Annotated in this window: 20 protein-coding genes; 15 read left to right on the forward strand and 5 right to left on the reverse strand. The window is 72.3% G+C overall.

Annotation, left to right across the window (positions count from 1 at the left end; all coding sequences use genetic code 11):
• Nucleotides 1–49: 49 nt before the first annotated feature.
• The gene (locus tag ACGFR9_RS09170) at nt 50–769 is read left to right on the forward strand and encodes an alpha/beta fold hydrolase (RefSeq protein WP_393204563.1); all 720 of its coding nucleotides are present in this window, start codon (nt 50–52) and stop codon (nt 767–769) included.
• A gap of 31 nt (nt 770–800) precedes the next feature.
• Complete coding sequence (locus ACGFR9_RS09175; RefSeq protein WP_393204566.1) at nt 801–1142, forward strand: hypothetical protein; 342 nt, start codon at nt 801–803, stop codon at nt 1140–1142.
• A gap of 166 nt (nt 1143–1308) precedes the next feature.
• Here the strand turns inward: ACGFR9_RS09175 and ACGFR9_RS09180 are convergent, their stop codons facing one another.
• From ACGFR9_RS09180 to ACGFR9_RS09190, 3 genes are read right to left on the reverse strand one after another with little or no spacing between them, the layout of a single operon-like run.
• Nucleotides 1309–1800 carry a dihydrofolate reductase gene (locus tag ACGFR9_RS09180; RefSeq protein ID WP_393204569.1) on the reverse strand — a complete coding sequence of 164 codons (492 nt, stop codon included), beginning with the start codon at nt 1798–1800 and terminating at the stop codon, nt 1309–1311.
• Complete coding sequence (locus ACGFR9_RS09185) at nt 1797–2594, reverse strand: thymidylate synthase (RefSeq protein WP_393204572.1); 798 nt, start codon at nt 2592–2594, stop codon at nt 1797–1799. The genes ACGFR9_RS09180 and ACGFR9_RS09185 overlap by 4 nt, the downstream gene beginning before the upstream one ends.
• A gap of 11 nt (nt 2595–2605) precedes the next feature.
• A complete protein-coding gene (locus ACGFR9_RS09190; protein ID WP_393204575.1) occupies nt 2606–3067 on the reverse strand; it encodes a DoxX family protein in 462 nt (153 codons plus the stop codon).
• Between the two features lie 194 nt (nt 3068–3261).
• On the opposite strand from ACGFR9_RS09190, the gene ACGFR9_RS09195 reads away from it, so the two are divergent.
• Both ACGFR9_RS09195 and ACGFR9_RS09200 read left to right on the forward strand, forming a co-directional pair.
• Complete coding sequence (locus ACGFR9_RS09195; RefSeq protein WP_393204578.1) at nt 3262–3897, forward strand: hypothetical protein; 636 nt, start codon at nt 3262–3264, stop codon at nt 3895–3897.
• Between the two features lie 293 nt (nt 3898–4190).
• A complete protein-coding gene (locus ACGFR9_RS09200) occupies nt 4191–6113 on the forward strand; it encodes an N-acetylmuramoyl-L-alanine amidase (protein ID WP_393204580.1) in 1923 nt (640 codons plus the stop codon).
• Between the two features lie 58 nt (nt 6114–6171).
• Here the strand turns inward: ACGFR9_RS09200 and ACGFR9_RS09205 are convergent, their stop codons facing one another.
• Nucleotides 6172–6516 (reverse strand): ArsR/SmtB family transcription factor, encoded by a 345-nt coding sequence (locus ACGFR9_RS09205; protein WP_393204583.1) that lies wholly within the window; start codon nt 6514–6516, stop codon nt 6172–6174.
• A gap of 145 nt (nt 6517–6661) precedes the next feature.
• Here ACGFR9_RS09205 and ACGFR9_RS09210 point away from each other — a divergent pair, with 145 nt between their 5' ends.
• The 11 genes from ACGFR9_RS09210 to ACGFR9_RS09260 all read left to right on the forward strand — a co-directional run bounded on the left by ACGFR9_RS09210 (nt 6662) and on the right by ACGFR9_RS09260 (nt 18204).
• Nucleotides 6662–7429 carry an SDR family NAD(P)-dependent oxidoreductase gene (locus tag ACGFR9_RS09210; RefSeq protein ID WP_393204586.1) on the forward strand — a complete coding sequence of 256 codons (768 nt, stop codon included), beginning with the start codon at nt 6662–6664 and terminating at the stop codon, nt 7427–7429.
• A 23-nt stretch (nt 7430–7452) separates the two neighbouring features.
• Nucleotides 7453–7893, forward strand: coding sequence for an OsmC family protein (locus ACGFR9_RS09215; RefSeq protein ID WP_393204589.1), 441 nt, complete (start codon nt 7453–7455; stop codon nt 7891–7893).
• Nucleotides 7894–8027: 134 nt separating this feature from the next.
• Nucleotides 8028–8387, forward strand: a complete 360-nt coding sequence (locus tag ACGFR9_RS09220) for a sortase-dependent protein (RefSeq protein ID WP_393204592.1) — start codon at nt 8028–8030, stop codon at nt 8385–8387.
• Nucleotides 8384–8998: a class F sortase gene (locus ACGFR9_RS09225; protein ID WP_393204595.1), complete on the forward strand. Its 615-nt coding sequence runs from the start codon at nt 8384–8386 to the stop codon at nt 8996–8998. The genes ACGFR9_RS09220 and ACGFR9_RS09225 overlap by 4 nt, the downstream gene beginning before the upstream one ends.
• Nucleotides 8999–9090: 92 nt before the next feature.
• The gene (locus ACGFR9_RS09230; protein WP_393204598.1) at nt 9091–9582 is read left to right on the forward strand and encodes an RNA polymerase sigma factor; all 492 of its coding nucleotides are present in this window, start codon (nt 9091–9093) and stop codon (nt 9580–9582) included.
• Nucleotides 9566–9970, forward strand: coding sequence for a hypothetical protein (locus tag ACGFR9_RS09235; protein ID WP_393204600.1), 405 nt, complete (start codon nt 9566–9568; stop codon nt 9968–9970). Before ACGFR9_RS09230 ends, ACGFR9_RS09235 begins: the two co-directional genes overlap by 17 nt.
• Before the next feature lie 51 nt (nt 9971–10021).
• Nucleotides 10022–10474 carry a MarR family winged helix-turn-helix transcriptional regulator gene (locus ACGFR9_RS09240; RefSeq protein ID WP_393204603.1) on the forward strand — a complete coding sequence of 151 codons (453 nt, stop codon included), beginning with the start codon at nt 10022–10024 and terminating at the stop codon, nt 10472–10474.
• A gap of 54 nt (nt 10475–10528) precedes the next feature.
• Nucleotides 10529–12250, forward strand: coding sequence for an MFS transporter (locus ACGFR9_RS09245; protein WP_393204605.1), 1722 nt, complete (start codon nt 10529–10531; stop codon nt 12248–12250).
• A 146-nt stretch (nt 12251–12396) separates the two neighbouring features.
• A complete protein-coding gene (locus ACGFR9_RS09250) occupies nt 12397–13380 on the forward strand; it encodes a hypothetical protein (protein WP_393204608.1) in 984 nt (327 codons plus the stop codon).
• 49 nt (nt 13381–13429) lie between these two features.
• Nucleotides 13430–15271: an HSP90 family protein gene (locus ACGFR9_RS09255; RefSeq protein WP_393204611.1), complete on the forward strand. Its 1842-nt coding sequence runs from the start codon at nt 13430–13432 to the stop codon at nt 15269–15271.
• Nucleotides 15272–15273: 2 nt separating this feature from the next.
• Nucleotides 15274–18204 (forward strand): hypothetical protein, encoded by a 2931-nt coding sequence (locus ACGFR9_RS09260; protein ID WP_393204614.1) that lies wholly within the window; start codon nt 15274–15276, stop codon nt 18202–18204.
• Here the strand turns inward: ACGFR9_RS09260 and ACGFR9_RS09265 are convergent.
• Entirely contained in the window at nt 18172–19089 is a 918-nt protein-coding gene (locus tag ACGFR9_RS09265) for an NAD-dependent protein deacetylase (protein ID WP_393204617.1), read from the reverse strand. The genes ACGFR9_RS09260 and ACGFR9_RS09265 overlap by 33 nt on opposite strands.
• Nucleotides 19090–19094: the final 5 nt, after the last annotated feature.

Below are 19094 nucleotides of genomic sequence, written 5' to 3' on the forward strand. Positions count from 1 at the left end.
ACCGGTCAATACCCGTCACCACCCGACAACACCAGGAAAGGCCACTCCCATGAGTGCACAGCAGCCCACCATCGTCCTCGTCCACGGCGCCTTCGCGGACTCCTCCAGCTGGAACGGCGTCGTCGACGCCCTTCAGTCGCACGGCCACCGGGTCGTGGCCGCGAGCAACCCGCTGCGCGGACTGGCCACCGACGCCGAGTACGTCAGGCAGCTCGTCGCCTCCGTCGACGGACCGGTCGTCCTCGCCGGACACTCCTACGGCGGCGCCGTCATCAGCAACGCGGCGAAGGGACTCGCCAACGTCAAGGCCCTCGTCTACGTCGCCGCCTTCATCCCCGACGAGGGCGAGAGCGCCCTCACTCTGGCGGCCAAGTTCCCCGGCAGCACCCTCGGGGAGGCGCTGCGCCCGGTGCCGGTCACGCTGTCGGACGGCAGCCAGGTCACGGACCTCTACATCGAACAGGGCACGTTCCACCAGCAGTTCGCCGCCGACGTCCCCGAGAGGACCGCGCTGGTCATGGCCGCGACGCAGCGGCCCGTGACCGATGCCGCGCTGGCCGAGAGCGCCACCGCCCCGGCGTGGCGGGACATCCCGTCGTGGGTCCTCGTGGCCACCGAGGACCGGAACATCCCGCCGCAGACGCAGACCTTCATGGCCGAACGCGCGCGGGCCAAGATCGTGAGCGTCACCGCCTCCCACGCGGTGAGTGTCTCGCACCCCGGCGACGTGGCGCGCCTGATCGACGAGGCCGCGCGGGCCGCCGCCTGAGGACCGGTACGCCGTCACCCCGGAGGACTTCATGGACCCGGACAAGCAAGCAGCTCGCGGTCTGGCCGACCTCGAGGCCTATCTCTACCGGGAGGCGCATCTCGGCGCCGCCCGGCGGCGGGTCGCCGCGTTCACCTCACGTGCGGACGGGCTGACCCATGAGCAGTGCGGCGACATAGAGCGCTGGTATCTCGACGAACAGCGTCATGTGGCCCGCATGGTGACCCAGCACATCGCCGACAGCATCAGCACGGCCGAGGAACACCACCGCGTCCGGTTCGGACGCTGGCTGCGCGGCACGCTCACGGCCATGACGCTGATCACCGTGGCCATGGCCGTGTGCGCGGTCGTGGCGGTGGGCATCGTGGCCTGAACCGCCCCCCACCGCCACCACTGATCCCGGCCGACGGCTGCGCCGGATCGCGCACGGTCTTGGAACGGTCCGCATACGTGAGATCAGCCCGGATTCCGCACACCCGTGCCGGCCGCCCGACGACGCGAAGCCGAAGACCGCCGCACCGCTTCCGGGCGGCCGGCGGTCACCGTGCGTACCGGCGGATCCGGTAACCCGGCCCGGACGCGGAGACCCGCAAGCCCCCGTCCTCGACGACCTGCCACCCGGCGTCCAGCGCGGGGGCGTAGGTGTCGCCGTCCACCGTCACGTCGACCTCGGTCACCGAGAGCGTCGTGGCGTACGGCAGGGCGGCACGGTAGATCTCGCCGCCGCCGATCACCCACACCGTCGTCGCGGACGCCTCCGCCGCGAGCCCGATCGCCCGGGCGACGGAACCGGCGCGCTCCGCGCCCTCCGCGGACCAGCCCGGATCACGCGTCAGCACGATGTTGCGCCTGCCGGGCAGCGGGCGGAAGCGCGCGGGCAGCGAATCCCAGGTCCTGCGCCCCATCACCACCGGATGTCCGAGCGTGGCCGCCTTGAAGTGCGCCATGTCCTCGGGAAGCCGCCATGGGATGCCGTCGTCCGCGCCGATCACACCGTCCTGGGTCTGCGCCCAGATCAGCCCGACGTTCACACCGCCACCGGCGCCTTGATGGCCGGGTGGTGCCGGTAGCCGGCGATCCGCACGTCGCAGTACGCGTAGTCGAAGAGCGACGACGCCCGGCGCAGCTCCAGCGCGGGGAACTCGTACGGGGTGCGCGACAGCTGCTCGGTGACCTGCTCGACGTGGTTGTCGTAGATGTGGCAGTCGCCGCCCGTCCAGATGAAGTCGCCCGGCTCGAGACCGGTCTGCTGCGCGACCATGTGGGTGAGCAGGGCGTAGCTGGCGATGTTGAACGGGACACCGAGGAAGAGGTCGGCGCTGCGCTGGTACAGCTGGCAGGAGAGCCTGCCGTCGGCGACGTAGAACTGGAAGAAGGCGTGACAGGGCGCGAGCGCCATCCTGGACAGCTCGGAGACGTTCCACGCGGACACGATCATCCGGCGGGAGTCCGGGTCGCGGCGCAGCGTGTCGAGCACGTCGCCGATCTGGTCGATGTGCCGGCCGTCCGGGGTGGGCCAGGACCGCCACTGGGCGCCGTAGACCGGGCCGAGGTCACCCTTGGCGTCCGCCCACTCGTCCCAGATGGTCACGCCGTGCTCCTGGAGCCAGCCGACGTTCGAGTCGCCGCGCAGGAACCACAGCAGCTCGTAGACGATCGACTTGAGGTGCACCTTCTTGGTCGTGACCAGCGGAAACCCCTGGGAGAGGTCGTAGCGCAGCTGGTGCCCGAAAATGCTTCGGGTGCCGGTGCCCGTCCGGTCGGCCTTGGGCGTTCCGGAGGTGAGCACCAGCCTCAAGAGGTCTTCGTACTGTGTATCGGCCACGGAAGGCGAGTCTACCGGCCGGCCGGCGAAGCCTGGTCGGACGTGGCCCCGACGGTGGCCGGCGTGGTCCCGCCGCGGGAGAACAGGCCCGACAGGGACAGGGAGCCGGGGCCGAAGAAGACGAGGAGCAGGAACCCCCAGCAGAACAGCACCGGTGACAGACCGCCGTTCTGCAGCGGGAACAGGCCGTCCTTCTGGTGCTCGGTGAAGTAGGCGAAGGCCATGATCCCCGAGCTCAGGAACGCCGCGCCGCGGGTTGTGACGCCGAGGAGGACGAGGGCACCGCAGACGAGCTCGATCACGCCCGCGTACCAGAACGGCCAGTCACCCGCGGGACTGGCGTCCCGGTCCAGCACACCGAAGACCGTGGCGGCGCCCTCGCTGGTGAACAGCAGGCCCAGGACGATGCGGAACAGCCCCAGAACGAGCGGTTGGCCGCCGGTCAGCCGGTCGTTCAGGCGAGTGGTGCTCATCGTCGCGTACTCCTCGGTTCGTCCGGTGCGATACGGCGGCCCGGGCCCCGCGCGAGCGGGGGACCGTCCGTTCCCTTCTTACGCGCGTACAGCCCCGCCGGTTCAACGAACCGAGGGAGGACTGTACTTGCCCCTTCCACCGAGGCTCCCGGACGGCGAAGATGGCGTGACCGAGCCACGGGGGGCGAAGGCTGATGCTGGCCGACGAGTACGGGTATCAGGTGTCGCGGCGACCGGCCGCGGCCTGGGTGGGGGCGAGACTGCGCCGCTCGCGGAAGACCTGTCTGCGGATGGCGCTGTTCGGCACGGGGCTGTTGGCCCTGCTGGTCACGATGGTGTGTCTGGTCGCGGCCTCCGCCTGGCCCTTCGGCACGAACGCGGCCATCGTGGTCGCCGCCGCCGGGCTCGTGTTCGGGAGCTTCTTCGGGCTCGGCGGCTGGCTGATGTACGCCAATGACGCGGCTCAACTGCGCATCGCCGCCGCGCATCCCTTCCAGGCGTGGCCGTGTCAGCTGGAGCGGACGGCCGACGGAAAGCGCCTGATCCTGCTGCTGGCGCCGGACGGCAGAGTGGTCCGGGAGCTGGAGTCCACCGTGCCCGAGCAGATCTGGCTGAGCATGCGCGACGGCCGGGGCATGCTGTGGATCGCCGGGGACCTCCGCATGGAATGCCTGGTGGCGACGCCCGGAGCCCAGCTGACGTGGCGTGCCGAGGGACGGCCGTACGGGATGTCCTCGGGGGCCCGGGGGTCCGGCGGCCTGCGCGCGGTCGAGGACGAACTGCTGCGTACCGTCGCCGGCGAGACCTTCGGCAGGCTCCTGGGAGGTTGACCCGGCACGCCCATGCGGCACTGCCTTTCACCAACGTTGTTATGGAGAGTGTGTGCAGAAGGTGCCCCGCCGGATGTCCGGCGGGTGTCACGGCGCATGCGCCCGCAGGACCTCTGCTAGGTTCGTCGGGCATCTACTACAGGGGCGGCACACACAGGTGTTGACCGGATCTCAGGGCGGCCCGGCACGGTCACGCGTGCCGCGAGGTCCCGCGTCCCGACGATCCCCTCGCTCTCGTGTCGTCCACACCGCCGGCGAACAGTGTGTTCCGCCTGCCCGGAATCGGAAACCTCATGAGAAAAGACACGACATCCCGCCGGAAGCACGCCCTCCGGCGACGGCCCCTCGTACTCGGCGCGGTGGCCATAGCGGTGGCGGGCGCCGTCACCGTCCCGGTGGTCGCGCAGGCGTCGGGGGAGGCCCCCGCCGCCGACGCCGCGCTCCAGCAGGACTTCGCGGCCGCCGCCGAGGAGTACAAGGTGCCCCGGCAGGTGCTGCTGGCGGTGGCCTACCAGCAGTCCGCATGGGACACCCACCGAGGCGGGCACAGTGCGTCCGGCGGATTCGGACCCATGCATCTCACCGACGTCACACCGGAGATGATCGCGGGCGGCGCCGCCGGCATGGCGGGCCGCCCGGAGGCCGGCAAGCTGGCCGGGGGCGAGGCCCGGCACACACTGCGGACCGCGGCCGAACTCACCGGTCTGCCGGCCGGTGAACTCCGTGAAGACCCCGGCGCGAACATCCGCGGCGGCGCGGCCCTGCTGGCGTCGTACCAGAAGGAGCTGCACGGGACGACGTCCGACGATCCGGACGACTGGTACGGGGCGGTCGCCCGCTACAGCCATTCCACGGTGCGCCAGGGCGCGACCGCGTTCGCCGACCGCGTCTTCGCCACCATGAGGAAGGGCGCCGCCCGCACGACGTCCGACGGCCAGCACGTGAAGCTCGCCGCCGACAGCGGGATCGCCCCGGCCACCACGCAGGTGAACAAGCTCGGCCTGCCCTCCGCGCCCGACACGGACACCGAGTGCCCGCCCACGCTGGACTGCGCGTTCGTCCCGGCCGCCGCGAGCAACGGCCAGGCCTCGGACCGGCCGGCCAACGGCATCCGGATCGACCAGATCATCATCCACGACACCGAGTCGCCCTACGAGTCCGCCATCGCCACGTTCCAGGACCCGGCGAGCAGCACCGCCGCCCACTATGTGGTGCGCTCCTCGGACGGCGCGGTGACCCAGATGGTGCCCACGAAGAACCTGGGCTTCCACGCGGGCAACTACTCCACCAACCTGCACTCGGTCGGCATCGAGAACGAGGGCTACGCCGCGCACGGCGCGACCTGGTACACCGAGTCGCAGTACCACGCCACCGCGGAACTGGTGAAGTACCTGGCCGAGCGGTTCGACATCCCGCTCGACCGGCAGCACATCATCGGACACGACAACGTCCTGGCCCCGGCCGACCGGTTCATCCACGACCAGCACTGGGACCCGGGCCCGTCGTGGAACTGGGAGCGCTTCATGGCCATGGTGGGCGCGCCGTTGAAGGGACGGCACGGCGTCGGCCCGGTCGGCTCCGCCGTGACCATCGCTCCGGGCTTCGACCGCAACAGGCAGACCGTGGAGGTGTGTCCGCAGGACGACGGCAGCGGCGCCACCGAGGAGTGCGCGGACGTGCGTCAGGCGGCGAACTTCGTCCGGCTGCGGACCGAGCCGCGTGCCGACGCGCCGCTCTTCGGTGAGCAGACGATCCACCCCGACGGCCCCGGCACCGACCGGATCAGCGACTGGGGCGCCGCGGCCCAGGCCGGCCAGCAGTTCGTCGTCGCGGGCAAGCGGGGCGCCTGGACCGCGATCTGGTACAGCGGCAGCAAGGTGTGGTTCCACAACCCGCACGGCCGCAACACCGTTCCGGCGCGCGACGTCACGATCGTCGAGCCGGCCGGCACCGGGGCGCTGAAGGTATACGGCACCGACTACCCGGACGCCGCCGAGTATCCCGACGGCCTGTCACCGTCGACGCAGGCACCGCTGAGTATGTACACCGTGCCCGCCGGGCAGGCCTATGTGTCCACGGCGGCTCCGGCCCCGACGGACGACTTCTTCCCCTCCAGCGGCAAGGTCGTCTTCGGCGCCAAGAGGATGTACACCATCCAGTACGGCCACAAGACCGCGCTGATCTACGCCGACGGCGTGACGGCAGAGCAGCACTGACCCGTACTCCACGGGGGACTTGGGGGGTCCGGCGGCCGTGGCCGCCGGACCCCCCAAGTCACGTCGCTTCGCGTTCGGTGACGTGCTCGCCCACATGGTCGGCCACGGCCGCGGACAGCAGCGCCGGCAGCAGGCCGGGGAACCGCGCGTCGAGCACCTCACGCCGCAACGTCACATAACACCGTGTGCCCTCCTGGCGGGTCCGGGTGACACCCGCCTCGCGCAGCGTCTTCAGATGATGGCTGAGCGTGGACTTGGCCACCGGGGCGCAGAGCTGACCCCACCCGCGCTCGGCACCGTCGGACAGTACGCGCACGATGCCCAGTCGTGTCGGATCGCTGAGGGCTCCCAGCAGACGCGGCAGGGTGATCTCGGTGTCGGCGGGGGACGTGTGGTCGGGCATGCCCGTCATGTTACTCGCCCGTTCGGTAAGAGCGGAGACGCCGTCACCGCTGCCCACTGTCTGACAATGTTGTGCCCAGTTTGACGATGTTGGCAACGGTTCCCTAATGTTCTATGTGCAACGAACATCGAACGAAAGGGATCCCATGACCACCGACTCAGCCGACCGCACCTTCTCCGGGCAGGTCGTGATCGTCACCGGTGCCGGGACCGGCATCGGCCGGGCCACCGCCATCGCGTTCGCCGAAGCCGGCGCGCGGGTGCTCGGGGTGGGCCGCCGGGAGGAGCCCCTGAAGGAGACGGCGGCGGCACACGAGCACATCGACGTCCTGCCCCTCGACATCCGCGCCGGCGGAGCTCCCGCCCTGGTCGTCGCCGAGGCCGTACGGCGAGGGGGCCGCCTCGACCACCTGGTCAACAACGCCGGTGCCACGGCGGTGATGCCGCTGGCGGAGACGGACGAACAAACGATCCTCGACCTGCTGGCGCTCAACGTCGTCGCACCGAGCCTGCTCGCCCACGAGGCCCTGCCGCACCTGCGCAGGACCTCCGGGACCATCGTCAACGTCTCCAGCACCTACGGCCACCGCCCCATGGCAGGCGGCGCCCACTACGCGGCGACCAAGGCGGCCGTCGAGCAGCTGACCCGCAGCTGGGCCCTGGAACTCGCGGGCGAGGGCGTCCGGGTCAACGCCGTAGCCCCCGGCCCCACCCGCACCGACGTCATGCTGCACGCCGGCCTCAGTCCCGAGGCCGCCGACGACATGTACGCCTACGAGCGCGACCGCATCCCCACGCACCGCATCGCGGGCGCCGACGAGATGGCCCACTGGATCCTCCGGATGGCCGAACCGGCCGGGCGCCACGCGACCGGTCAGGTGATCACGGTCGACGGCGGCCTGGAACTCGTCTGAGGCCGTGGGGTTACTGTCGACGCATGAGCGAAGACTCCCAGCGTTCCGTGGTCGTCGAGCGCACCGCCACCGGCCATTACGTCGCCACCAACGTCCGCGGCGGCACGATCGGGTTCGGTACCGCCTCCGACGACGGCCGCGACACCGAATTCACCCCGGTGGAACTGCTGCTGGCCGCCATCGGCGGCTGCACGGCCGCGGACGTCGACGTCGCCACCAGCCGCCACGCCGAACCCGACGCGTTCTCGGTCTCGGTGAGCGGCGACAAGATCAGCGACGAACTCGGCAACCGCATGACCGGCCTCGAGGTCACCTTCCGCGTCACCTTCCCCGACGGAGAGGGCGCGGACCGCGCTCGCGCGATCCTGCCCCGCGCGGTGACGACGTCCCACGACCGCCTCTGCACGGTCAGCCGCACCATCGAGACCGGCACCCCCGTCACCGTGGTCGTCGAGAACATCTGAGCCGGCCGGCCGGCGGACGCCGCCGACTTTGCCCGCTCTTTACAACCCGGCTCCGCGCTGTCTCGTCTCTTCGCACGATCCATGACCAACCCGCCCGGTCACCGGGCGGGCGGACCGACGAAAGAGAGCGATCCATGCGCCGAACTGTCCTTGGTGCCGCGGCACTCGCCTGCACCGCCGTGCTGGCGAGCGCCGTGCCCGCCTTCGCCGACGGGCCGTCGCCCGTCACCGAGGCCACCGTGGTCCCCAGCGAGGCGGCACCGGCCCCGGTCGACGCCACCGAACCGAGCCCGGTTCCGGCCGCGACCGACTCGTCGGACCGGTCGGAGGCCCCCGGCGAGGTCACCGTCGTACCGAGTGGCGCCCCCGACACCGGCGTCGCGGCCCCGGAGTCCACAGCCCACGGCACGCTGATCGGCGGGGGTGCCGCCGCGGTGCTCGCCGCCGGCGGCGCCGTGTTCGTCGTACGGCGCCGGCGGGCGACCACGGCATGACGCCGCTCTCCAGGCGTGCCTTCGCCGCCGCGGCCACGGCCGCGCTGCTCACCGGCTGCGGCGGCGGTCGGGGGACCCCCCGGTCCACGGCCGGACACCCCACCGGCACGACGCCGTCCGCGCGGTCCTCCGCGAAGCCGGCGCGTGCGCTGGGGCGTTCGGTCCCGGTCGGACTGGCGATACCGGCCATCGGGGTCGACACCCCGGTGATACGGCTGGGTCTGGCCCCGGACCGTACGGTCGAGGTGCCGCCGATCGCGGCGGACGACCGGGCGGGCTGGTACCGCCACTCGCCGACGCCCGGCCAGACCGGTCCGTCGGTGATCCTCGGTCATGTCACCGTCGGCGCCCACGGGGACGGTGTCTTCCGTCGTCTCGCCCGTCTGCGCCGGGGGGACACGATCACGGCACGCCTGGAGAACGGCACGGCGGCGGTGTTCGCCGTCGAGGAGGTCCGGACGGTCGCCAAGGCGGACTTCCCGACCGACGCGGTCTACGGTGCCGTGGACCGTCCGGAGCTGCGGCTCATCACCTGCGGTGGCCCCCGCAGCGGCGACGAGTACCGCGACAACGTGATCGTGTTCGCGGCGCTGACCTCCGCGAGCCCTTGATCCGCGGCCGGATCCCGGGCGGGCGGGCCGTGTGTCCTCCCGGCCCGGGATCCGGTCCGTGAGCGGTTCCACGACATGACCCCTGGAGAACGTTGAAACGGTCCCGCGAGCAGGCAGCGTCCGAACTCTTCGCCGCCCTCTACCCGCGCCTCGCCGGCTGGTGCCGCCGGCTCGTCGACGACGACGAGACAGCCCACGAGATCGCCTCGGAGGCGTTCACCCGGCTGTGGGCCCGCTGGACGTCCGTGGCCGAGCCGCGCGGCTTCCTCTATGTCACCGCGGCCAACATCGTCCGGGATCACTGGCGCAGACTCGAACGCGAACGCAAGGCCGTCCACCGTGTCACCACCGAGACGGCGGTCCGCCCGCACACCGAACAGTCCGACCCGTCCGTACGCCTGCTCGTGCAGTCGCTGCCGGAACGGCTGCGCGTCCCGATCCTGCTGCACTATTACGCCGACATGCCGGTCAGGGAAGTGGCGGCGGTGACCGGACGCAAGGAGGGAACCGTCAAGGCCGATCTCCACGCGGCCCGGGAACTGCTCCGCGCCCATCTGAGGAGGAGCCTTGATCACACACGCTGACGAGGGACCGGAGTTCGAGCCCGACGACCCGCTCGCCGTCATCCTCCGCCCCGGCTCCGACTACCTCGGCCCGCCCCCCGGCCGGTACGAGGAGATCCGCCGCGGAGCGCTGCGCCGACGGCTGCTCCGCGCCGCTGCCGGGGCCGGACTGACCTGTGCCGTCGCCCTCCTGGTCGGACTGCCCCTGCTGTCGTCGGCCCCCGACGAGCCGGTGTCCCCGACGGTCCCGCTCGCCCCGCCGGTGCCCGCGACCAGCGCGACCCCCACGCCCACGCCCACGCGGCCCGTGTCACCGGAGCCCGCAGAGGACCTCACCACCCCGCGGGTCCCGACCGACGCCCCCGGCGTCACGGCGAGCGACGTCGCGCCCGTACCCCAGCCGCGGTGAACCCTCGCGACCGAGGTTGATGCATGTTACACGTATATGCATAATGTGCTTATGGACAAGCGGGATCCCGACACTCCGGACGTCTCCACCGAGGAGTTGACGCTCGCGGTGGAGCAGATGGTCCGCTACGTGCGTCGCGGTACGACGGCCGGTGGGCTGAGCACCGCCGCCTCGTCGCTGCTCAGCCGGCTGGGCCGCGAAGGCCCTCAGCGCCTCACCGGACTGGCCCGTGCGGAGAAGGTCTCGCAGCCGGGCATGACCCAGCTCGTCACCCGCCTGGAACGGTCCGGACTGGTGCGGCGCGTGGCCGACGGCTCCGACGGCCGGGCCGTACTGGTCGAAGCCACGGATGCCGGCCTGGAGGTGTTCCGGCAGCGCCGGGCCGAACGCGCCCAAGCCCTGCAGCACCTCATCGACGAACTGCCGGAAACCGAGCGGGACGCGGTGCGGGTAGCGCTCCCCGCGCTGGCGCGCGCGATCCATCGGCGCATGACGCGGTCCTGAGCCCGCCCCCCCCACCGAGCCCGGTCCCCCGGGTACGACATGGAAGGAGCGGTGATGACAGCACCGCACGACAAGGCGGCCGGCCCGTTCCGGCAGCCGAGGGCCGTCTGGGCCGTGGCGTTCGCCTGTGTGATCTCGTTCATGGGCATCGGGCTGGTCGACCCGATCCTGCCCGCCCTGGCCGAGAACCTCGATGCGACACCCAGTCAGGTGTCCCTGCTGTTCAGCAGCTACCTCATCGTGACCGCCGTCGCCATGATCTTCGTCGGCTGGATATCCAGCCGCATCGGCGCCAAGCGCACCCTCGTCATCGGCCTGGCCGTCATCGTCGTCTTCGCCGCCCTGGCCGGCGCCACCGGCTCCATCAACGGCATCGTCGGCTTCCGGGCCGGCTGGGGACTGGGCAACGCGATGTTCATCGCGACCTCCCTCGCCGTCATCGTCGCCTCCGCCAGCGGCGGATTCGCCGGCGCCATCATCCTGTACGAGACCGCGCTGGGCCTGGGTATCGCCGTGGGCCCCCTGCTCGGCGGCTTCCTCGGCGACCTCAGCTGGCGCGGCCCCTTCTTCGGCGTCGCCGTGCTCATGGCCGTCGCGCTGACCGCGACCGTCCTCCTGGTCCCCGCCACACCGAAACCCGAGCACCGCACCTCGCCCATCGCCCCGCTCAAGGCACTGCGCCACCGTTCCCTGCTGACCATGGGCATCGTGGCACTGATGTACAACTGGGGCTTCTTCACCATGCTGGGCTACGCGCCCTACCCAATGGAACTGGACGCCACCGCGCTCGGCCTGGTCTTCACCGGCTGGGGCCTCCTCGTGGCCCTCTTCAGCGTCTTCGGCGCACCGCGGCTGCAGGCCCGCTTCGGCACCGCTCCGACGCTGTACGCCAACCTCGCCGCCCTGGCCGTGATCATGACCGTGATCGCCATGGGCGTGGACACGCCCACCGTGGTGATCGTCGCCGTCATCGTCAGCGGCGCCTGCATCGGCATCAACAACACGCTCACCACCCAGGCCGTCATGCTCGTCGCCCCGGTCGAACGCCCCGTGGCCTCCTCCGCCTACGGCTTCCTGCGCTTCATCGGCGGCGGCATCGCCCCGTACGCCGCCGGCAAGCTCGCCGACGCCGCCGGTCTGTCGCTGCCCTTCTACGTCGGCGCGGCCTCCTTCCTCCTCGCCATCCCGGTCCTCGCCACCGGTCACCGGATGCTGCGCGAGGCCGAGACACGGCCCGCCGACCCGGAGCCCCTCGCCCCCGCCCTCACCGCCGTCGGTGCCCCCGCCGCCTCCGGCACACCCCGGGTGATCGTCGCCGTCGGGTCGCACGAGAGGGCCGCAGGCATCGTCGACGCGGCGGCTCGACTCGCCCGCGACACCGACAGCCCCCTGGAGATCGTCCACGTCCAGCGGACGGCCGTGGTGGAGGAGCAGGCCGTCGACACCGAGAGCGACGAGCAGGCCCGCGCCGCCGTCACCGCCCACCTCGGCCGGGTCACCGCCGCGGGAGTCACCGCCACCGGCCAGATCCTCACCAGCGTCGGCGACCACGCCGCCGCGGGCCGCGCCCTCGCCCGGCACGCGGCCTTCGCCGGCGCCCGGACCGTCGCCATCGGGCGCTCCCCGCGCGGCCCCCTCGCCCAGTTCGCCGACGGCGGCTTCACCAGCGCCCTCACCCACGCGGCACAGTGCACCGTCGTCCTGGTGGACCCCGACGAGGAACCCCGGCCGCTGACGGCGGCGGGCCTGGCCCAACTGCGCGACGGGACCGACTGATCCGTCCACCCGCCGCGCACCGGTGAGGAGCGCGGCGCACGGACGGCCATCGGTGAAGCACCGGTGAAAAAACCCTGTGGAAGCGGTGTCAGGGGGGTCCCTTATGCTGCACGCGGTGATCACGCGGGCCCAGGGGAGGGTGCGGCATGCTCGGCAGACTGTTCGGCAGGGACACGGAGAGAACGACGGAGGATCCGCACGTCCTTCCCGCGCCACGCAAGAAGAACGGGATGTACCGGCTGCGCGCACTCGGCGACACCCGGGTGCTCGCGCTGGTGGAGGCCGCCGACGCGGCCGACTGGCCGGCGGTCGAGAAGGCGCTGGCCCCCTTCGACCTCGGCCACGACCACCAGGTCCTCGGCGAACTCGCCGGCCTGGACGGCGTACAGGACCGGATCGGCCGGGCCGTCGAGGAGGACGGGGAACACCGGGCGGCGGCCCTGCTGATATCCGGGGCCCGTCACATCCGCTGGGGCTGGGAGGCCCGCACCAGCGCACGCGCCGCACAGGTCACCCAGGAACAGTGGCGCGTGTTCCACGAACGGCTCGAGACCGCCGAGGAACAGCTCTTCCAGGCCGCCGAACTGCGGCCGGAATGGGTCACGCCGTGGAGCGAACTCCTCACCTCCGGCCGCGGCATGTCGCTCGGCGGTGACGTCAACCGGACCCGGCGCGACGCCGCGCTGCGCCGCGACCCGTTGAACCTGGACGCCCACCTCGCCTGGATGACGCAGCTGCAGCCCCGCTGGGGCGGCGAGCCGGGACAGGCCCTGGCCTTCGCACAGGACGCCTTCTCCCGCGCCCCGCAGGGCCACCGCCTCGGCTGCGTGCTCCCGATGGCGTACATCGAGGAATGGGTCGAGTCCGACCGCGGAGACCACCTCGAGACCGACGAGATCCGGGCGCGACTGCGGGAAGCGGCGGACCACAGCATCCTCCATCCCGCCTACCTCTGGCGTCCGGGCTGGCAGCAGGACTTCAACATGTTCGCCATGGCACTGTCCCTGGCCGGTGAGAGCCACACGGTCCGGCGCGTCTTCCGCACCCTCGACGGCGCCTTCACCGAGTGGCCCTGGACCTTCTTCGCCGAACCCGAGAAGCAGTTCGCCCGTCACCAGCGCCGCGCCTGACCGCACCCTGCCCGCCCCGCCCGTCGCCCCTCCCACCCCGGACTGTCCGATGAATCTGCCCGAAACGCCCCCGACCCCGGCCCGCACCGACCGCACCTTCCAGGTGGACCTGCGCGGTCTCGTCGACCTCCTGTCCCACCACCTCTACTCCAGCCCCCGCGTGTATCTGCGCGAGCTCCTGCAGAACGCCGTGGACGCGCTGACCGCCCGGCACACCCTCGAACCGGACGCCCCCGCCGGCTCGTTCGGCATCCGCCTGTACGCCGACGGCGCGCAGGTACGTGTCGAGGACGACGGCGTCGGACTCACCGAGGCCGACGTCCACACCTTCCTCGCCACGATCGGCCGCAGCAGCAAGCGCGCAGAGAAGATCGCCGAGCAACGTGCCGACTTCATCGGCCAGTTCGGTATCGGACTGCTGTCCTGCTTCCTGGTCGCCGACGAGATCCACGTCCTCAGCCGCTCCGCCCGCACCCCCGACGCGCCCGCCGTGGAGTGGCGGGGACGCGGCGACGGCAGCTACACCGTCCGCGTCCTGCCCGCCACCGCCCGGCCCCGCCCGGGCACCACCGTCACCCTCACCCCCCGCAGCGACGCGGGCGAGTGGACCCGCCCGGGCCAAGTGCATTCACTGGCCCGGCACTTCGGCTCCCTGCTGCGCCACCCGGTGACCTTCGACGACGGCACGGGCGCCGCCTCCGTCAACCCCGAACCCGCCCCCTGGGCCCGCACACATCCGACGCCCGGAGCCCGCTCCCGCGCGCTGGCCGCGTACGGCAAGGAGGTCTTCGGCTTCGAACCGCTCGACACCATCGAGCTGGACCTGCCGGCCGTCGGCCTGAAGGGCATCGCCTGCGTGCTGCCCGAGACGGTGCCCGCCGGACGCCGTCACGGCCACCGCGTGCACGTCAAGGGCATGCTGCTGTCCGAGCAGGCCGAGGAGATCCTTCCCGAATGGGCGTTCTTCGTCCGCTGTGTCGTCGACGCCGAGAGCCTGCGCCCGACCGCGTCCCGAGAGGCCCTGTACGAGGACGACACCCTCGCCGCCGTGCGGGACGCCCTCGCCGAGCGGCTGCGCGCCTGGATCGCCCGTGCCGCCGCCAGCGACCCCGGCCTCCTGCACCGCTTCCTCCAGGCCCACCACCTGGCCGTCAAGTCCCTCGCCGTGCACGACGACGAGATCCTGCGCATGCTGCTGCCCTGGCTGCCGTTCGAGACCACCGACGGGCACACCACCCTCGACGAGTTCGCGCGCACCCACCGCACCGTGCTCGTCACCTCGAGCGTCGAGGAGTTCCGGCAGGTCGCGGCGATCGCCTCGGCCGCCGGACTGGGCGTCGTCAACGGCGGCTACACCTACGACCGTGAACTGGTCCACCGGCTACCCGAGATCAGGCCCGAGGCAAGCGTCGCCGACCTCGACCCGGCCACCCTCACCGCCCACCTCGACCCCGTCGACCGGGAGACGGAACTGGCCGCCGCGGCCTATCTCGCCCAGGCCCGCGACGCCCTCGCCGTCTTCGACTGCGACGTCGCGCTGCGCACCTTCCAGCCCGCCTCCGCCCCCGCCCTCCTCGTCGACAGCCGCGAGGCCCGGCACGAGCGCACCCGCTCCCGGCTCGCCCGCGAGCAGGAGGGCGGCCTGTGGGGCGACATCCTCGGCGCCCTGCACCAGGAGGCCCCGCGGGCCCAGCTCATCCTCAACCAGCTCAACCCGCTGGTCCGCACCGCCGTCGCCATCGACGAGCCCGAACTCGCCCGTACCAGCGCCGAGGCCCTCTACGGGCAGGCCGCGCTGCTGTCCCGGCGACCGCTCAGACCCGCCGAGTCGAGCCTCATCAACCGCTCCTTCCTCGACCTCCTCGCCCACGCCCTCCGCAAGGACAGCTGACGATGCCGACCACACCCCTTCCCCGGAGCACCCACGAGCTGTACCAGGCGCTCCAGGAGAACCACGAGCGCCCCTACGGCCGTGCGCGCACCGTCACTGCGGAGGAACTCGCCGAGGCCGCCGAACAGTTCGAGGAGCCCGTCCCACTGATCCGCGCGCTCCTCGAACTCCAGGAGGCGTACACCTACGGCTCCGAACCCCGTAAGTCGCCCGTCGTCTTCGCCCGGCTGCTCACCCTCTTCGACGAGCAGCCCGACCTCTTCGACGAGCGCCTGCGCCACACGCTCTTCTGGCGCTTCAAGTGGGTGGCCAACGCGCTGCGCGCGCTGCCCGAGATACCGCTCGCCAGCCTGCGCCAGTGGCAGACGGAGATGCGCGACCGCTACGAGAAGGCCGGCTACGGCCTCCAGCCGTACTACGGACAGGCGTACCAGCTCGCCTCCCACATCGGCGAGGACACCGCCCTCGCCTACGAGCTGTGGGCCGGCCGCACCCGCACCCGGCTCAGTGACTGCGAGGCCTGCGAGATCTGCGAGCGCGCCCTGTACCACCTGACGGCCGGCGACGACGAGGGGGCGCTGCGCGCCTGGGATCCCGTCCTGCAGGGCAAGGAGAGCTGCCAGGAGGAACCGGCCCGCTCCATTTCCCACGCCCTGCTGCCCCTGCTGCGGACCGGACGCATCGACCGGGCACGCGAACTGCACCTCGCCGGCTACCGAGGCTGCCGCCGCAACCCCTCGATGGCCGGGGAGATCGGCCGGCACCTGGAGTTCTGCGCGCTGACCGGCAACGAGGCACGCGGACTCGAACTCCTCGCCGAGAACCGGAGTCTGTTCGACGAGGTGGACTCGCCGCGCGAGCAGCTCGACTTCCTCACCGGCGCGGAGGTCCTCCTCCAGCGCGTCGAACTCCTCGGCCACGGCGAACTGCCCGCCGCCGGGTTCGCCGGCCGCACCTGGACGGTCACCGGCCTGCGCGCCGAGGTACGCGAGCGCGCCGACGACCTCGCCGCCCGCTTCGACACCCGCAACGGCACCACCGCCCACGCCGGCCGCCGCGGCGCCCGCCTCGACCGTGAACCGCTCACCGACGCACTCGAACTGACCCTGCGCACCCGCGGCCTCGACGACGTCACCCCGGCCGCCGCCCCCGCCGTCACGCCCGCCACCGACGAGCCGCTGCCCGAACTCATCGTGCGGGCACGCACCCTGGACGAACAGGGGGACCCGGACTCACGGGCCTGCTGGGCACGACTGCGCACCCTTGTCGCCGCCCGCGACTACACCCACCCCGACGACCCCGCCGTGGGCCCGCTCGTCCGGTTGCGCGCCGACCTGCTGGACGACGAGGCGGCCCAGGCCGGCGAGAAGAACGACCACGCCGAAGCCGCCGCCCTCTACGAGGAGGCTGCGGGCCTGTACGACGACGCCGGGCAGCCGGCGTACGCGGCGGTCGCCCGCGGCTGCGCCCTGCTCGCCACCGGGCAGATCCCCGATCCGGACGACGACGGCGAGGAGGCGAAGGCCGCCGCGCTGACCGCCGCCCACGCCGCCGTGACCGCGCTGCACGAGCGGACGCCCGGCCTCCCCCCGTACCTGGAGGCCCGCCTGCTGAGGCTGCGGGCCACCGCCCTCGGCCTGCGCCTGCAGACCTCGGGGGACGAGGAGCACATCGCGCCGGTCCTCGCCGAGACGGACCTGCTGCACACCTTCGCCACCCGGCACGACATCGCCACGCAGATCTCCGGGGCCCTGCTGCTGCGCGCCACCACCTTCGCCCTGTCCGGCGATCTGCCCGCCGCGCTCGCCGGGACCGACGACGTCCTCGACCGGCTCAGGACGCACGGCCCCGCCTGGCACCTGCCCCGCACCCTCGGCCTGCGCGGCAGGCTCCACCTCGGACTCCAGGACCCGCAGGCCGCGTACGCGGATCTCACCGAGGGCCTGCGGCTGGCCGCCGGCCGGCCCGCCGACACCAGCGGAGCCGCCCGCCTCCACAACGACATGGCCGGGGCCTGCCTGCACCTGGGCCGCCCCGACGAGGCACTGCGCCATCTGACCCGCTCGGCGGAGCTGGACCTGCGCCACGGCGTACGGTTCGACGCCTTCTGCACGTACAGCAGCGCGGCCCGGCTCAGTCTCGACCTCGGCCGGGTCGAGGACTGCATCGCCCTGCTGGACTCCCTGCTCGCCGAACCGGACGTCACCACCGGCGAACTGGACGACCGGCTCACCGCCCAACTGCGGCTCACCCGTGCCCGCGCGCTGCACACGGGGGAGGACCTCAAGGCCGCCACGGCGGAGTTCGTCGCCCTCGCCGCCGAGTCGGCCGGCTGGGACGACGACCCGGGAAGCCACGCCATGATCGCCGCGGAGACGGCCGTACTCCTCGGCGAGTCCGGTGAGTTCGCCCGTGCCCGCGAGGCCGCGGACCAGGCGCTCGCCGCCCACGCCAAGGATCCGCGCTACGAGCAGCTCAGCAACTGTCTGCGCGAACTCGCCCGTCTCCAGGCGGAACGCCAGGGCCCGGACGGCCTGGCCGGCGCCCGTGCCTTCCTCACCGACGCGGCCCGGGTCGCCCACGAGGCGGGCGCCGCCGGGTACGAGGCGCAGGGCCGCCCCCTGGACGTCGCCCTCGCCTACGAATACGGGCGGGTCCACGCGTACGCCGGTGAGTACGCGGACTCCCTGACGTCCCTGGAGGAGGCGCTCGCCCTGATCGGCGAACCGGGGCAGGCGCAGGACCAGGAGCAGGCCGGCTCGTGGGCGGAATGCGTCCGCCTCGCGGGTGTCGTGGAGGGCGTCTACCTCGAACGCCCCGCCCCGGCCCTCACCCGCCTGGACGCGGCGATCGCCCGGTTGACCGCACTGGGCCACACCGAGGATGCCGAGTCGCTGACCTCACTGGCCGCCAGGCTGCGCGACGAGGACTGAGCTGTCGACGGGGGTGCCCAGACGGTCGGCCAGGGTGGTGAGGGCCTGCCCGAGGGGCAGCGCGACCCGGGTGACCGCGTGCCGGTCGCCCCGGGTCGGGTCCCGGTTGACGATCAGTACGGGCTTGCCGGCGTCGGCGGCCTGACGCACGAACCGCAACCCCGACATCACCGTCAGCGAGGAGCCCAGAACGAGAAGCGAGGAGGCCTCCCGGACCAGTGCGCGGCAGTGCTCGACCCGCGCCGGCGGCACGTTCTCACCGAAGAACACCACGTCCGGCTTGAGGACACCGCCGCAGAGCGTGCAGGGCACCACCTGGAAGTCCCCGACCTGCTCGTCGGTGAGATCGGCGTCACCGTCGGGATTGATGCCCGCGGCCACCGGCTCGAACCCCGCGTTGGCCTCCTCCAGCCGTCGCGCGAGTTCGTGGCGCGGACCGAGAGCACCGCAGCCGAGGCAGACGACCCGGTCCAGGCCGCCGTGGAGCTCCACCACGTCCGCACTCCCGGCGGCCTGGTGCAGACCGTCGACGTTCTGCGTGATCACCCCCGAGAGTAGACCCTGTCGCCCGAACCCGGCCACGGCCCGGTGCCCCGTGTTGGGCAGGGCACGGCGGAAGGTGCGCCAGCCGAGGTGGCTGCGCGCCCAGTACCGGCGCCGGGCCTGCGCGCTGCCGGTGAAGTCCTGATACGTCATCGGCGTATGACGGCTGAGGCTCCCGCCCTCACCCCGGTAGTCGGGGATGCCCGACTCCGTGGAGATCCCCGCCCCGCTGAGCACCAGCACACCGCCGCTGCCCAGCGCGTCGGCGACCGGCGCGAGATCCGTGGTGCCCGGCGGCAGGTCCGCTTCGGGGGTCCATCTCAAAGTGGGGCGCATCCGCATGCCGC

Origin of the sequence: Streptomyces sp. NPDC048584 (assembly GCF_043199595.1) — a bacterium.
GTDB lineage: Bacteria > Actinomycetota > Actinomycetes > Streptomycetales > Streptomycetaceae > Streptomyces > Streptomyces edwardsiae.

Bases quoted from the DNA above. Each gene is read 5' to 3' on its own strand.
- ACGFR9_RS09170 (WP_393204563.1), top strand. From the start codon at position 50: ATGAGTGCACAGCAGCCCACCATCGTCCTCGTCCACGGCGCCTTCGCG.
- ACGFR9_RS09175 (WP_393204566.1), top strand. From the start codon at position 801: ATGGACCCGGACAAGCAAGCAGCTCGCGGTCTGGCCGACCTCGAGGCC.
- ACGFR9_RS09190 (WP_393204575.1), bottom strand. From the start codon at position 3,067: ATGAGCACCACTCGCCTGAACGACCGGCTGACCGGCGGCCAACCGCTC.
- ACGFR9_RS09195 (WP_393204578.1), top strand. From the start codon at position 3,262: ATGCTGGCCGACGAGTACGGGTATCAGGTGTCGCGGCGACCGGCCGCG.
- ACGFR9_RS09200 (WP_393204580.1), top strand. From the start codon at position 4,191: ATGAGAAAAGACACGACATCCCGCCGGAAGCACGCCCTCCGGCGACGG.
- ACGFR9_RS09205 (WP_393204583.1), bottom strand. From the start codon at position 6,516: ATGCCCGACCACACGTCCCCCGCCGACACCGAGATCACCCTGCCGCGT.
- ACGFR9_RS09210 (WP_393204586.1), top strand. From the start codon at position 6,662: ATGACCACCGACTCAGCCGACCGCACCTTCTCCGGGCAGGTCGTGATC.
- ACGFR9_RS09215 (WP_393204589.1), top strand. From the start codon at position 7,453: ATGAGCGAAGACTCCCAGCGTTCCGTGGTCGTCGAGCGCACCGCCACC.
- ACGFR9_RS09220 (WP_393204592.1), top strand. From the start codon at position 8,028: ATGCGCCGAACTGTCCTTGGTGCCGCGGCACTCGCCTGCACCGCCGTG.
- ACGFR9_RS09225 (WP_393204595.1), top strand. From the start codon at position 8,384: ATGACGCCGCTCTCCAGGCGTGCCTTCGCCGCCGCGGCCACGGCCGCG.
- ACGFR9_RS09240 (WP_393204603.1), top strand. From the start codon at position 10,022: ATGGACAAGCGGGATCCCGACACTCCGGACGTCTCCACCGAGGAGTTG.
- ACGFR9_RS09245 (WP_393204605.1), top strand. From the start codon at position 10,529: ATGACAGCACCGCACGACAAGGCGGCCGGCCCGTTCCGGCAGCCGAGG.
- ACGFR9_RS09250 (WP_393204608.1), top strand. From the start codon at position 12,397: ATGCTCGGCAGACTGTTCGGCAGGGACACGGAGAGAACGACGGAGGAT.
- ACGFR9_RS09255 (WP_393204611.1), top strand. From the start codon at position 13,430: ATGAATCTGCCCGAAACGCCCCCGACCCCGGCCCGCACCGACCGCACC.
- ACGFR9_RS09260 (WP_393204614.1), top strand. From the start codon at position 15,274: ATGCCGACCACACCCCTTCCCCGGAGCACCCACGAGCTGTACCAGGCG.
- ACGFR9_RS09265 (WP_393204617.1), bottom strand. From the start codon at position 19,089: ATGCGGATGCGCCCCACTTTGAGATGGACCCCCGAAGCGGACCTGCCG.